Source organism: Streptomyces sp. NPDC002742 (genome assembly GCF_042888885.1).
GTDB lineage: Bacteria > Actinomycetota > Actinomycetes > Streptomycetales > Streptomycetaceae > Streptomyces.
In genome coordinates, this window is the sequence record NZ_JBIAQF010000030.1 from 56,994 (window position 1) to 69,767 (window position 12,774).

General features: G+C 71.6%; 9 protein-coding genes and 2 pseudogenes. 3 read left to right on the forward strand and 8 right to left on the reverse strand.

Going from position 1 to position 12,774, the window contains the following annotated elements; genetic code table 11:
- The first annotated feature begins 76 nt into the window (after positions 1–76).
- Positions 77–415 carry an ATP/GTP-binding protein gene (locus ACFYW8_RS37205; protein ID WP_365879519.1) on the forward strand — a complete coding sequence of 113 codons (339 nt, stop codon included), beginning with the start codon at positions 77–79 and terminating at the stop codon, positions 413–415.
- A gap of 136 nt (positions 416–551) precedes the next feature.
- Here the strand turns inward: ACFYW8_RS37205 and ACFYW8_RS37210 are convergent, their stop codons facing one another.
- The 3 genes from ACFYW8_RS37210 to ACFYW8_RS37220 form a co-directional block, all read right to left on the reverse strand.
- Positions 552–1,397 carry an ABC transporter permease gene (locus ACFYW8_RS37210; RefSeq protein WP_389089259.1) on the reverse strand — a complete coding sequence of 282 codons (846 nt, stop codon included), beginning with the start codon at positions 1,395–1,397 and terminating at the stop codon, positions 552–554.
- Positions 1,394–2,662: an ABC transporter ATP-binding protein gene (locus tag ACFYW8_RS37215; protein ID WP_389089262.1), complete on the reverse strand. Its 1,269-nt coding sequence runs from the start codon at positions 2,660–2,662 to the stop codon at positions 1,394–1,396. The genes ACFYW8_RS37210 and ACFYW8_RS37215 overlap by 4 nt, the downstream gene beginning before the upstream one ends.
- A 227-nt stretch (positions 2,663–2,889) precedes the next feature.
- Complete coding sequence (locus tag ACFYW8_RS37220; protein ID WP_389089265.1) at positions 2,890–3,813, reverse strand: hypothetical protein; 924 nt, start codon at positions 3,811–3,813, stop codon at positions 2,890–2,892.
- 173 nt (positions 3,814–3,986) lie between these two features.
- Here ACFYW8_RS37220 and ACFYW8_RS37225 point away from each other — a divergent pair, with 173 nt between their 5' ends.
- Entirely contained in the window at positions 3,987–4,988 is a 1,002-nt protein-coding gene (locus ACFYW8_RS37225) for a hypothetical protein (RefSeq protein ID WP_389089268.1), read from the forward strand.
- Between the two features lie 60 nt (positions 4,989–5,048).
- Here the strand turns inward: ACFYW8_RS37225 and ACFYW8_RS37230 are convergent.
- A pseudogene (locus ACFYW8_RS37230) lies at positions 5,049–5,213 on the reverse strand (transcriptional regulator); the annotation flags it as partial.
- Between the two features lie 154 nt (positions 5,214–5,367).
- Here ACFYW8_RS37230 and ACFYW8_RS37235 point away from each other — a divergent pair.
- A pseudogene (locus ACFYW8_RS37235) lies at positions 5,368–5,532 on the forward strand (VOC family protein); the annotation flags it as partial.
- Here the strand turns inward: ACFYW8_RS37235 and ACFYW8_RS37240 are convergent.
- From ACFYW8_RS37240 to scy, 4 genes are all read right to left on the reverse strand, one after another.
- Entirely contained in the window at positions 5,513–6,280 is a 768-nt protein-coding gene (locus ACFYW8_RS37240) for an ABC transporter permease (protein ID WP_365879529.1), read from the reverse strand. The pseudogene ACFYW8_RS37235 and the gene ACFYW8_RS37240 overlap by 20 nt on opposite strands.
- Before the next feature lie 182 nt (positions 6,281–6,462).
- Positions 6,463–7,449 (reverse strand): ABC transporter ATP-binding protein, encoded by a 987-nt coding sequence (locus ACFYW8_RS37245; RefSeq protein ID WP_389089273.1) that lies wholly within the window; start codon positions 7,447–7,449, stop codon positions 6,463–6,465.
- A 214-nt stretch (positions 7,450–7,663) separates the two neighbouring features.
- Entirely contained in the window at positions 7,664–8,599 is a 936-nt protein-coding gene (locus tag ACFYW8_RS37250; RefSeq protein ID WP_389089276.1) for a cellulose-binding protein, read from the reverse strand.
- Between the two features lie 182 nt (positions 8,600–8,781).
- Positions 8,782–12,630 (reverse strand): polarized growth protein Scy, encoded by a 3,849-nt coding sequence (scy, locus tag ACFYW8_RS37255; protein WP_389089279.1) that lies wholly within the window; start codon positions 12,628–12,630, stop codon positions 8,782–8,784.
- Positions 12,631–12,774 lie beyond the last annotated feature (144 nt).

The window sequence follows — 12,774 nt, forward strand, 5'->3', positions numbered from 1 at the left end:
GAGTACGCGTACCCCTGTGCGTGCCGCGTAGGCTGGACTTGGCCCCTGCCCCCTGCACAGCTCCGTGAGGTGTCCCTTGTCCCCGCGTCGCAACCGTCCGAAGGCGAAGGACGCCGGCTCGTCCGGCAGGAGCGCCGGGGAGGACGCGTCGGACCGCTACGGCGGCTGGCAGTCCACGGAGAGCTGGCGGGGCGAGGAGTGGAGCGTGCGCCATGTGGCGGGCGCGAGCGCGCAGGGCAAGACCTACCGCTGCCCCGGCTGCGACCAGTTGATCCCGTCAGGGGTTCCGCACGTGGTGGCCTGGCCGGAGCACTCGGGCGTCGACGAGCGGCGGCACTGGCACAAGGCCTGCTGGAACGCGAAGGACCGCCGCACCTCGCGGGTGCAGCGGTCCCGTAACGCGCCCAGGTTCTAGGCGACTTCGGACGGCCCGGACTCAAGCCGTCCGGTCTCGGGCTGTCCGGTGTCGGGCTGTCCGGTGTCAGGTCGTCCGGCCCCGGGCTGTCCGGCCCCGGGCTGTCCGGCCCCGGGCCGTCCGGTGGGCGCGGTCGTCACACGTCCCGGCGCTCAAGGAGCACGAAGGCGCCGACGACCGCCGCCGCCGTCACTCCGGCGAGCAGACCGAGCTGCGCGCCGCCGTGGCCGCTCTCGTTGCCCAGCCGGAAGATCTTGGCGAGGGCGTTGGGGGCGTTGTACTCCTGCATCTTCTCGCCGATCGTCCGCAGGCTGTCGGACATCATCAGGAACGCGGGCATGATCGCGGGCAGCAGCACGACACCGAGCATCGTGGTGATCGCGCCGGCCGAGTGACGCAGCATCGAGCCCACCGCGAGCGCGAGCACGCCGAGCAGCGAGACGTACAGCGCGCCCATCAGGACGGTGCCGCCCCACGGGACGTCGGAGCCGTCGCTGTGCATTCCTGCGGTGAACAGGCCGACCAGCCCGATCGCGAAGGCCGAGACGGCGAACGCGACCGCGAAGAAGATGATCAGCTTCGCGGCGAGCACCCGGTACCGCTGCGGCGAGGCCGTGAACGTCGTACGGATCATGCCCGTGCCGTACTCGGACGAGACCACCAGCACGCCCAGCGTGAGCAGGCAGATCTGTCCGAGCAACAGCCCGAAGAAAGCGGTGATCGTGTACGGAACGTCCTGGAAGTCCTCGTTCGTGGTCTGCGCGGCCACCAGGAAGCCGATGCCGACCACCAGAAGCAGGAAGGTGCCGAGCGTCCACATCGTGGAGCGCACCGACTTGATCTTCGTCCACTCGGAGCTGAGCGCGTGCCCGAGGTGGGTGCGGGTGACGGGGATCGGCGAGGTGTACGAAGTGCCGGGCGCCGCCTGCCAGTCGGGGGCAGCGGCGGCCTGCTGCGGCATCGGGGGCTGGGGCGTGCTCATCGGGCGTCCTCGGGCTTGGTCAGGTCGGCGGCAGGCGCAGGCGCGGGTGCGGGTTCGGGGGTGGCGGCGGGCGCCGGGGGGCCCGCGGGGGCCTGGGGGGTGGCCTGGGCGTACGGGTTGACGTCCGGGGCGCCGGGGGCGGCCGGAGCGCCGTACGGGCCGGGGCCGCCCGCGCCGGGAGCGACGGGAGCGCCGTACGGCCCGGTCTGCGGCATGGCGAAGGGCTGCCCGCCCTGCTGGGGCGGCGGCGGCGCGTACCAGCCGGGCTGGCCCTGGCCCGCCACCGGCAGCTGCGGCGGCGGCATGGCGCCCGGCGGCAGCTGCTGCTGGAGCCCGGCCTTCTGGTCGATGGTCGAGCGGTAGTCGACGGCGCCCTGCGTCATCCGCATGTACGCCTCCTCCAGCGAGGCCTGGTGCGGCGACAGCTCCCACAGCCGGACGTCGGACGAATGCGCGAGGTCGCTGATGCGGGGGAGCGGCAGTCCGGTGACGCGCAGCGCGCCGTCCTGCTCGGGCAGCACCTGGCCGCCCGCCTCGGTCAGCGCGGCGGTCAGCTTCTCGCGCTGCTGCGGCTCGGTGTCGGGGGTGCGCACCCGGGCGAAGTCGGCCGAGTTGTGCGAGATGAAGTCCTTGATGTTCTGGTCGGCGAGCAACTGGCCGCGGCCGATCACGATGAGGTGGTCGGCGGTCAGCGCCATCTCGCTCATCAGGTGCGAGGAGACGAAGACCGTACGGCCCTCCGCCGCGAGGGACTTCATCAGGTTGCGTACCCAGAGGATGCCCTCGGGGTCCAGACCGTTGACCGGTTCGTCGAAGAGCAGCACCTGGGGGTCGCCGAGGAGCGCGGCGGCGATGCCGAGGCGCTGGCCCATGCCGAGGGAGAAGCCCTTGGAGCGCTTTCGCGCCACGTCCTGGAGACCGACGACGCCGAGCACCTCGTCCACGCGGCGGGCCGGGATGCCCGACAGCTGGGCCAGGCACAGCAGGTGGTTGCGGGCGTGCCGGCCACCGTGCACGGCCTTGGCGTCGAGGAGCGCGCCGACCTGGCGGGGGGCGTTCGGCAGCTTGCGGTAGGGGAAGCCGCCGATCGTCACCTGCCCGGAGGAGGGGTTGTCGAGGCCGAGGATCATGCGCATCGTCGTCGACTTGCCCGAGCCGTTGGGCCCGAGGAAACCGGTGACGGCACCCGGCCGGACCTGGAAGGAAAGGTTGTACACGGCCGTCTTCGCGCCGTAGCGCTTAGTAAGGCCGACTGCCTCGATCATTCTCCGCACCCATCGAAAGGTTCAGGACGTCGGGGCGCACGCCCCCGTAAGGCTTAGGAGGATATCCGGGCGCGGGTGGTTCCACTCAAGAGAAAGTAAAGTCGCGCCCATCGGCTGGTGAAAGATCCAGTAGAGGGCGAATCTTCGTATGGGTGTCCTGTCAGGTACCCGTCTTTCCTGGTCGGGCGGGAAGGGGGAATGCGCGCCCGACCGCCGGCCGGGAATTCTCAGGGGCGGTCCGGCAGCGAATGGTCCAGCGGCGGCAGGTCGTCGTACAGCCGCAGTTCGGCCGATTCGTCGAGGTAGGGCAGGAAGTCGGTCTGCGGCAGCACCCAGCCCTCCTCGCCGAAGATCAGCGTGCCCGCCTCGCGCAGCGACCGCTCGGCCCACGCGCGGCGCACCCAGGCCGCCGGGTCGGGCCCGAGCAGTTCGCGCAGGCGCGCGGAGCCGGCGAGCAGGGCGCGGAGCAGCTCGGACTGGTCACCGCCGCCCCGGCGGGGACGCCCGGTCTCCGGCTCGGCGAGCACACCGTGCGCGCTGAAGTAGATGTACGCGCCGCCGAGCCGCTCCCCGGAGGGCATCGTCATCGCGAACTCGTCGCCGGGGAGTATCGCCCGCCGGTAGTCCGGGAACTCTGTGTCGTCGACGGCCTTGAGCTGCGTCGAGTCCAGCCAGGTCACCACGAGCGTCGTCTCGGCGGTCCGGTCCACGTACGGGGTCCCGGCCACGTAGCCCGCCGGGCTGATGTGCCCGGAGCAGCCCACGGCGACTCCGCGCACCCGCACCGGGACCATCGGCACCGTCGCCGGGATGCCGAGCCTGGTCAGTTTGTGGGCGACCTGCCCGGGGGAGGCGTTCGAGCCGACGGCGACGACCGGGTGGCGCAGTCCGGTGCCCACCTGGCCCAGGTCCGCGAGGGCCTCGTCCAGCCGCTGCTGCTCCTGGCGCTCCTCCACGTACCACTCGCCGAGCCGCAATGGCCGCACGTCCAGCTGGAGCAGCTCGCCGCCGGTCAGCAGGGCCGGCTCGGTGGTGGGCCGGCCGGGATAGGTGAGGGGCTTCTTCGCGGGCACGTCGTCCAGGCCCAGCGCCTCGAGGCTTCGGTCCTTCGTCGTCACGGTGACGCCCTTCGGGGGTGGTGTCGCGCGCATGCGGGCACAGCCTTTCACGCGAGATGTACCTGGGCCTTCACGCCAGATGTACCCGGCGCGGGGCCCGGTCTCCCCGGTCGGGCGGGGTTGTCCTGAACCGACACCGGGAATGATGCGGTCCCGATTGTACGAGTGGGATCGAAGTCGGGTACGGGGGAAGGGAGTTGAGGCCGATGAGGCGCGAAGTGCGACGAGCGGGTCGAGTGGTGCGAGCGCTGCGGCCGGGGCGTGGGTCGGCCCATCCGCGTTTTCGCACGTCCGTTCGCTGGTGGATCGCGGGACGCACGGTCCATGCCCTGCTGCTGATGGCGCTGGGCGCGCTGGCCGGACTCTCGGTGGTCGTGGCGACGGCGTGGACACTGACCGAGAACTCGCCGCGTTCCATGGCGGACCGGTTCTCGGACGAGGAGCGGCTCCTCGACCTCAGCCTGGCCGTACTGCGGGCCTGCGTGGGCACCGACAGCCTCGACCCCGAACAGGACAGCACCGCTCACCAGCTGCTCGCCACGCTCGCCTCGGTGACCGGTGCCCTGGTTCCCGCGGTGCTGCTCGGCATCGTCCTGATCAAACTGTTCGCGCTGCGGCCCTTCGTGTGGCGGCGCCGGGCCGGCATCTCGCACGCCTGGACCGCCGATTTCCCGGGCTACGCGCGACGGAACGCGGACAGCGACGACGCCGTCATCGCCGTCCGGTTCTACAACCGCTTCGACAATCTGTCGGTCGTCGACCTGCGGGCCCGCGCCCATCTGCGCTATCTGGAGCGCTCCCCGCACGACGGCAGCCTCGTCATCTACAAACAGTGGCTGAGGGTCCTGGACGCGAACGGCGAGCCGGCCGACGAGCGGAGCTGGCTCGCGGTCGAACGCGGGGCACCCTTCACCGTGTGGATACCGGTCGAGGCGCCGGTGGCCGAACTGCCGTTCCGCAGGATCCAGGGCAAGGACCTGTCCGGCTCGTCCGGGGTTAAGCTGCTCGTCCGGCTGACCGCGCGGACCGTCGGTCTCGGCACCGAGGTCGCCGACGAGCGCTGGTTCGACCTGGAGGCCGGGGACTTCGAGCTGGGCCGTTTCGTGCCGCTCCAGCCGGATCTCGACAAGGACGTGTGGCGCTGGGAGGGGTGGTCCGACTTCGACGGGCTGCTCGGATCCCGGCCGGACGGGGACGAGCCCGACTAGGCATGCCACTCCTGGGAGCCCGGGGCGCCGTGCGTGCGCGGAGGACGCCTCCCGGCCGGGTCAGGCTCCACGCGCGCGAGTCGCGAAGCGCTCGGCGAACGCGACGACGAGGTCGCGCAGTTCGTCTGGGCGCTCGACGACGAACGGCAGGTCGAGGTAGGCGAGCACGGGAGGCAGCCGGTCGAGCCGCTCCACCCGCAGCCCCACGACCAGCCAGTGCCCGGTCGCAGGCTCCCCGCCCGCGGTGACGCCCGTGCCTGCGCCCGTGCCCGCGGTGGCGTCTGTGCCTGCGGCGGGGCTCGTGCCCGCGGTGACGCCCGTGCCTGTGGTGGTGCCCCCGCCCGCGGTGACGCCCGTGCCTGCCGCTGACGTCGGCTTCAACCTGACCGCCTTCGTCACGGACTTCGTGAAGGAGCCCACCACCATGCCCTGGGGCAACCGCTCGCCGCTGTTCCGCGACCCCGACGGCAATCTGGTCAACTTCTTCACCCCCGTCACCCCGGCGGCGATCCAGAAGTTCGCCCCTAGGCGTCCCGTTTCTTGAGCAGCACGTAGCCGCCGACCAGGGCCGCGGCCACCCACAACACCATGATGCCGAGACCGCCCCAGGGCCCGTACGGGGTGTCGTCGAGGGGCGTCACCACCTGGAGGATCCTGCTGCCGGCCTGGTCGGGGAGGTAGCGGCCGACCTTCTTCGTCGCGGACACGGCGCCCAGGATGTTGGAGATCAGGAAGAAGAACGGCATCAGGATGCCGAGCGAGAGCATCGGGCTGCGCAGCATCGCCGCGACGCCCATCGAGAAGACGGCGATGAGCGTCATGTAGAGCCCGCCGCCGATCACCGCGCGCAGCACACCCGGATCGCTGATCGACGTCCTGTGCGTGCCGAGCGCGGCCTGGCCCACGAAGAACGTGATGAAGCTGGTGACCGTGCCGACGACGAGGGCGAGACCGGCCGCCACCGCGATCTTGCTGAAGAGGAACCTGCCGCGCTGCGGGACCGCCGCGAGCGAGGTGCGGATCATGCCGGTGCTGTACTCGTTGCCGACGACGAGCACCCCGAACACGATCATCGCGAGCTGGCCGAGGCCCATGCCCGCGAAGCTGATGCGCGTCGGGTCGAAGGTGAGCCGGTCCCTCGCGCTCAGGTTGTCCCACTGATTGTTGGAGAGGAGCGAGATGAGGAGGCCCAGTGCGATCGTGACCACCGCCGCGAGACTCAGCGTCCACACCGTGGACGACACGGACCGGATCTTGGTCCACTCGGACTTGAGTACCTGGGTGGCCGCCATCTTTCTCCTTGCGTGAGAATCCCCACCTCAGGCCGGGTGGGAAGCGCATCCTGAGTGCATGAGCCGCAAAGCGGCGTGGTCAGATCCGGATCTGCCTCCGGCAGCGGTCAGGGCTTGGCCGTCACGAAACTCCTTGGAGCCGAGTGAGAAGCCTCCGCGTTTACGTGGGGGAGGAGTCACGGTCAGTCCTTCTTCCAGCCGCTGCCCCATTGCGGGGCCGGGGATGTTCCGATTGGGCTCGACGCGATCTGTTGACCCGGCGCGTCGCTGTGCGCGTGGTACTCCACCGACTCCGCGGTGAGCTGCATGAACGCCTCCTCCAGCGAGGCCTGCTGAGGGCTCAGCTCATGCAGCACGATCTGGTGCCGCGCGGCCAGTTCGCCGATGTGCTCCGGCTTCCCGTCGTCCACTTCGAGGGCGCCGCTGCCCGTCCGGACGACGGTGATCCCCGCGCCCTGCAGCACATCGAGCAGCCGCTCGCGCTGTGGGGAGCGGATCCGGACGTACGAGCGCGAGTTCTGCTGGATGAAGTCGGCCATCGAGGTGTCGGCGAGCAGCCTGCCCTGGCCGATGACGACGAGGTGGTCGGCGGTCAGCGCCATCTCGCTCATGAGGTGCGAGGAGACGAAGACCGTACGGCCCTGCGCGGCGAGTGATTTCATCAGGTTGCGGATCCAGTGGATGCCCTCGGGGTCGAGGCCGTTGACCGGCTCGTCGAACATCAGGATCCGCGGGTCGCCGAGGAGGGCGCCCGCGATGCCGAGTCGCTGGCCCATGCCCAGCGAGAACCCCTTCGCCTTCTTCCGCGCGACCGCGGTGAGACCGACGCTGTCGAGGACCTCGTGCACCCGCGCCTTCGGGATGCCGTTGCTCTGGGCGAGGCAGAGGAGATGGTTGAAGGCGCTGCGGCCGCCGTGCATTGCCTGGGCGTCCAGCAGGGCGCCGATGTACTTCAGCGGGTCCTTGAGACGGTCGTAGTGCTGTCCGTCGATCCGTACGTCGCCCGCGGTGGGACGGTCGAGCCCGAGCATCATCCGCATCGTCGTGGACTTCCCGGCACCGTTGGGACCGAGGAAGCCGGTCACGATGCCCGGTCTGACGGCGAAGGTGAGGTTGTTGACCGCCACCTTCTCGCCGTACCGCTTGGTCAGCCCCTCGAGCTCGATCATGCGGCCACGCTAAGACGGCCCCGGGGGGCCTGCCACTTGAGCGAGGACACCTTCGCGGGCACGAAAAAGCCCGGGTCCTCGCCGGTACGGGCGGTCCCGCCGCTCACCCGCGCGCCACCGCCCGCACCCCCCGGCGGCACGACAAGGCCCGCGCCCTCGGCAGAGGGAACGGGCCCTGGTGTCGTGCTGTGCGCCTACCGGTACTGCCGCGCAGTCACCGGGACTGCTGTGCCGGAACCCCGCGCGAGATCGGCTCGTCCTCGGCCGGGCCGGTGGCGGCGGCCACCGCGGCGCCCGTGAGCGTCGCGAGCATCTCGCGGACGTTCGTGAGCTGCGCGTTGATCGAGTCACGACGGTTGGTGAGGGCGGCCAGCTCGCGCTCGGATTCCGAGCGGATGCGGTCGGCCTTGGCGTTCGCGTCGGCCACGATGTCCTCGGCCTGCCGCTGAGCCGTCTCCACCGTCTGGCGGGCGCGGCGCTCGGCGTCCGTGCGCAGCTTCTCGGCCTCCAGGCGGAGCTGCTCCGCGCGGTGCTCGATCTCCGCGAGGCGCTTCTCGGCCTTGGCCTGCCGCGACGCCAGGTCACGCTCGGACTGCTCGCGGCGCTTGGCCAGGTTCGTCTCGAAGTCGGCGGCGGCCTGGGCGGCCTTGGCACGGGTCTCCTCGAAGAGGGCGTCCGCCTCCTCACGCTTGGACTGCGCGTCCTTCTGCGCGTCGGAGCGCAGCTGCGAGGCGTCGCTCTTGGCCTTCTCGACGATCCGGACGCCCTCGTCCTCCGCCTTGGACTTGCGGTCCGCGGCGAACGATTCCGCGTCGTTGCGCACCTGCTGAGCCGCCGACTCGGCGAGCTCGCGGTGCTGCTCGGACGCGCGACGGGCCTCCTCGCGCAGGTCCTTGGCCTCCTCCTCGGCGAGGCGGAGGATCTTCTCGACGCGCGCGCCGAGACCGGCGTACGACGGCTCGGCGTCGCTCATCTGGGCCTGGGCGTTCTGGGTTTCCAGATGGAGTTCTTCGATGCGCTTTTCGAGGGCGGTGATACGGGCCAGAGCGCTGTCACGGTCGGAGACGAGCTTCGAGATGCGTTCGTCCACCTGAGCGCGGTCGTATCCACGCCGCACAAGCTCGAAGCCGTAGGGGGAAGTGTCGCTCATGGGGTTCCTGTCGAATGAGACCGGTGAGGTGATAGGTGGAATCCTAGGGGTCAATGCGGTGTGTCATCGAGCGGATACGTGTTTGATCTGGAGAATGACACTCCTTTTGGGTGGCTAGCTGTCGGATGGCTTGCCAGAATCTGTGACAAACGTCCCACAAAGCACGGAATCAATGCTTCCGGCTAGCTCTCCGACGCCTTGCCACCCGAGCGGGTAGCCCCCGCGGCAGCACCCGCCTTCACCCCGCCGTCCTTGCCACCCGTCGGTGCCTCGAAAGACTCCAACGCTTCCAGGACGTCCTGGACACGGGAGATCTCCGCGTTGATGTCCTCACGCCGGCGGACCAGGACCTCCAGGTCGCGCTTGCCCTCCTCGACGGCCGCCTTCGCCTCCTGGATGGCCTCGGACCTGATCTTCTCGGCCTCGGCCACGAGCGAGGACTTCTTCTGCTCGGCCTCCTTGAGCAGACCCTCGGCCTTGCGCACGGCGGCGATACGGACCTTGCTCGCCTCGGAGTTCGCCTCCGCCAGCAGATCCTTGGCCTTCGCGTCCGCCTCGGCGAGCTGGTCCTCGGCGGCCTTGATGAGCGCGTCGCACCGGTCGCCCGCGTTCTTCATCGCCTCGGACGACTCACGGCGCGCCCGCTCGTGCAGATCCTCGATCTCGGACGTGACGCGGTCGCGCAGCTCCTCCGCGCGCTGCCGGATCGCCGTTGCGTCCCGGCGCGCGCCGACCAGCAGTTCGTCCGCGTCCGTACGGGCCCGCTCCACGAGGGTGTTGCCCTCGACGGTCGCCTCCGAGACGAGCCGCTCTGCCTCGCCCCGCGCCACACCGACCATCGTGTCGGCCTGCGACTCGGCGTCCGCCGTCGTCTTCTGCGCGCTCTGCTGCGCCTCGGAGAGCAGCTTGTCCGCCTCGGACGCCGTCTCGGAGATGAGCGTGTCGACCTGCTCGGCCGCCTCGGAGCGCCGCTTGTTGGCTTCCTGGCGGGCCGCGTCCAGCGTGCGCTCGGCCTCCTCGCGCGCCGACGCCGTGCGCCGCTCCGCCTCCTCCGTCGCCCGCGCCTTGAAGCGCTCGGCCTCGGTGCGGATCCGCTCGGAGTGCTGCTGCGCGGAACCGACCGCGTCGGCGGCCTCGGCGCGCAGCCGCTCCGCGTCACCGGTCGCGTCCGAGATGAGCTTCTCGGCCTTGGCCACGGACTCGGCGCGTACCCGCTCCGCCTCGGCCGCGGTCTCGATCCCGAGCCGCTCGGCCTCCGCCGTCGCCTCGGTGATCAGCGTGTCCACCTGCGCGGCCGCGTCCGAACGGATCCGGTTCGCGTCCTCCCGGGCGTCCGCACGGGTGCGCGCGGCGTCCTGGTCGGCGTTCGCGATGGAGTCCGACACCTCGGTGCGCACCCGCTGGGCGTGATCGGCCGCGTCCGAACGCATCCGCTCCGCCTCGGCGATCGCCTCGGCGACCGTGCGCTCCGCGAGGGAGCTCGCGGCCTCGCTCGCCTCGCTCGCCTCGCGCCGCAGGCGCGCCGCGTCCTCGGACGCCCGCTCGCGCTCGGCGTACGCGTCGGCGCGGACCCGGTCCGCCTCCTCCTGCGCCTCGGTCCGCGTACGGTCCGCCACGTGCTCGGCGGCCGAGCGCAGCCCGGTGATCTCCTCCTGGGCCTGCTCGTGCAGTCCGGCCACCGAGTCCCGCACCTGCTGCGCGGTCTGCTCGGCGTTGGAGACCATCTCGGTCGCGCGCCGGTCGGCCTCCTCGACCAGCCGTACGGCCTCGGTCTGGGCCTCCTCGACGCGCTTGCGCGCGGAAGCGAGCAGTTCCTCGCTCTGCTCGCGGGCCCGCTCGCGCTCCTGGTCGGCCTCCTGGCGCGCCGAACCGAGGGTCTCCTCCGCCTCGCGGCGGCGCCGGGCGGCCTCCTCCTGGGCGGCGGCCAGCGTCTCGGCACCCTCGGTCGCCAGGCGCTCGGCCGCGGCCTGTGCCTCGCTCCGTACCCGGTCGGCGCTGTCCTGGGCCTCCGACTTCAGCCGCTCGGCCTCAGCCGCGGCCTCCGAACGCAGCCGTACGGCGATGGCCTCGCCCTCGGCGCGGGACGCCGACGCGTCTCCCGCCGCCTCGTCGCGCAGCCGGTCGGCCTCCGCCTCGGCCTGCGCCTGGAGCGTACGGATCCGCTCGGCGGCCTCCGAACGCAGCCGGTCGTTCTCCTCGGCGGCCTCGCGGCGGATCCGCTCGGCCTCCGCGCGGGCGTCCGTCAGCGCCTGCTCGGCGGCGGTGAGACGCTCCTCGGTCTCCGTGTGCAGCCGGGCGAGACCCTCGGCGGCCTCGGCCTGACGGGCCGCTATGGCCCGCTCGGTCTCCTCGCGCTGCCGCTCGGCGGCCCGCTCCGCGTCGGCCGCGATCGCCTCGGCCTGCTCGACGGCGTCCGCACGGTGCTTCTCGGCCTCCGCGCGGGTCCGCTCCAGCGTCTCCTCGGCCTGCCGGCGCAGGGTCGTGGCGCGCTCGATGGCCTCGGTGCGGACCTTCTCGCTGTCCGCCGTGGCGGCCTGGCGCAGCTCGTCCGCGTCCGCCTTCGCCTTGCCCAGCAGCTCCTCGGCGGTCCGTGCCGCCTCCTCGATCTGCTGGACGGCCTCGCGCCGGGCCTCGGCGCGGATGCGCTCGCCCTCGGCGACCGCGTCCGAACGAAGCTGCTCGGCGTCGCCGCGCAGCCGACGGGCCTCCTCCTGGAGCTCGACCGTCTTGGCGCGGTACTCCTTGGTGTCGTCCTTCGCCGTGCCCTTGAGCTGCTCGGCGATGTCGTGCGCCTCGGCGCGCAGCCGGTCGGCCTCGGTCTCCGCCTCGGTGCGGATCCGCTCGGCCTCCTCGGCCGCCGCCTTGGTGGTCCTCTTGGCCTCGTCGGACGCGCGGTTGAGTACGTCCTCGGCGGTACGGGCGGCCTTGGCGAGCTGGGAGGCGGTCTCCTCGGCGGTGAGGCTGCGGGCGCTGTCCTCGGCCTCGGCGACGATCGTCTCGGCTTTGGAACGGGCGTCGGCGACGATCTGCTCGGCCTCGGACTTGGTGGTCTCGGCCTCCTTGGTGGCCTCGCTGACCAGCCGGGCGACCTGCTCCTTCGCCGTGCGCGTGCGCTGCTCGTTGACCGACTCGGCCCCGGCGAGGGTCTTGGCCGCGGTTTCCTTGGCCTCGGCCAGAACCTTGTCCGCCTCGGCCTGCGCCTCGCGCAACGCCGCCTCGGCGGCGCTCATCCGCTGCTCAGCGGCCCGGCTCAGCTCGGTGGCCTGACGGCGGGCGTTGTCCGACTCGTTGGCCGTGGAACTGCGCAGCTGCTCGGCGTGGTCGGTGGCCTCCTGGGCCTGCGTCGACGCGGCGTTCAGCAGTCGTTCGGCGTCCGTGCGGGCCCGGCGCAGCAGCGCCTCGGCCTCGGCTCGGGTCGCCTCGGCGTCGTTGGTGAGCCGCTGGCGCGCCTCGGCGGCGACGCGCTCGGCCTCCGCGCGGGCCGCGGCGAGCGCCTGATCGGCCTCGGCACGCGACTCGTCCAGGAGACGGCGGGCCTGCGACTCGGAGCGGGCGCGCAGCTGCTCCGCCCACGCCACGTTCTCGTTGACGTGCGACTCGACGGTCTGCCGGCGCTCGGCCAGCTCCTGGTCGAGCTGCTGGCGACGGGTGACCGCCTCCTGGTGCAGCTCCGCCTGGAGCCGCGCGGCCTGCTCGGCGTGCTCCTGGAGGATGCGCTGGGTCTGCGCCCGCGCCTGGCTGATCTCACGCTCGGCGTCGACGCGCAGCTGGTCGGCCTGCATCTGGGCATTACGGAGCATCTGCTCGGCCTGATAGCCGATGTCGGCCCCGTCGTAGGCAGGACGGGTCGCCAGACTGCGGCGCGCCTCATGCAGCTTGGCGCGCAGCACCTCGACCTGATAGCCGAGGTCCTCGGCGTGCTGGACGGCCTTCTCCCGCTCGGTCTTCAGCCGTTCCATCTCGGCCTCGAACCGAGAGAGGTGGTCGACGTCAGCCGCCGGCTCTCGCTCCTGGCGTTCGTAGCCCCGCACTGCGCGGTCCCATCCGTCCCCTGGTCGCAAGTAAATCCGAACGAGCACCGTTCTTCCGCCGAACGGGGCCCCCGGGGAATGGTGTCAGATCAACGGCGGAGCACGGGCTGCTGCCCCGACGCTCGCCCCCCGAAACCTGGACCC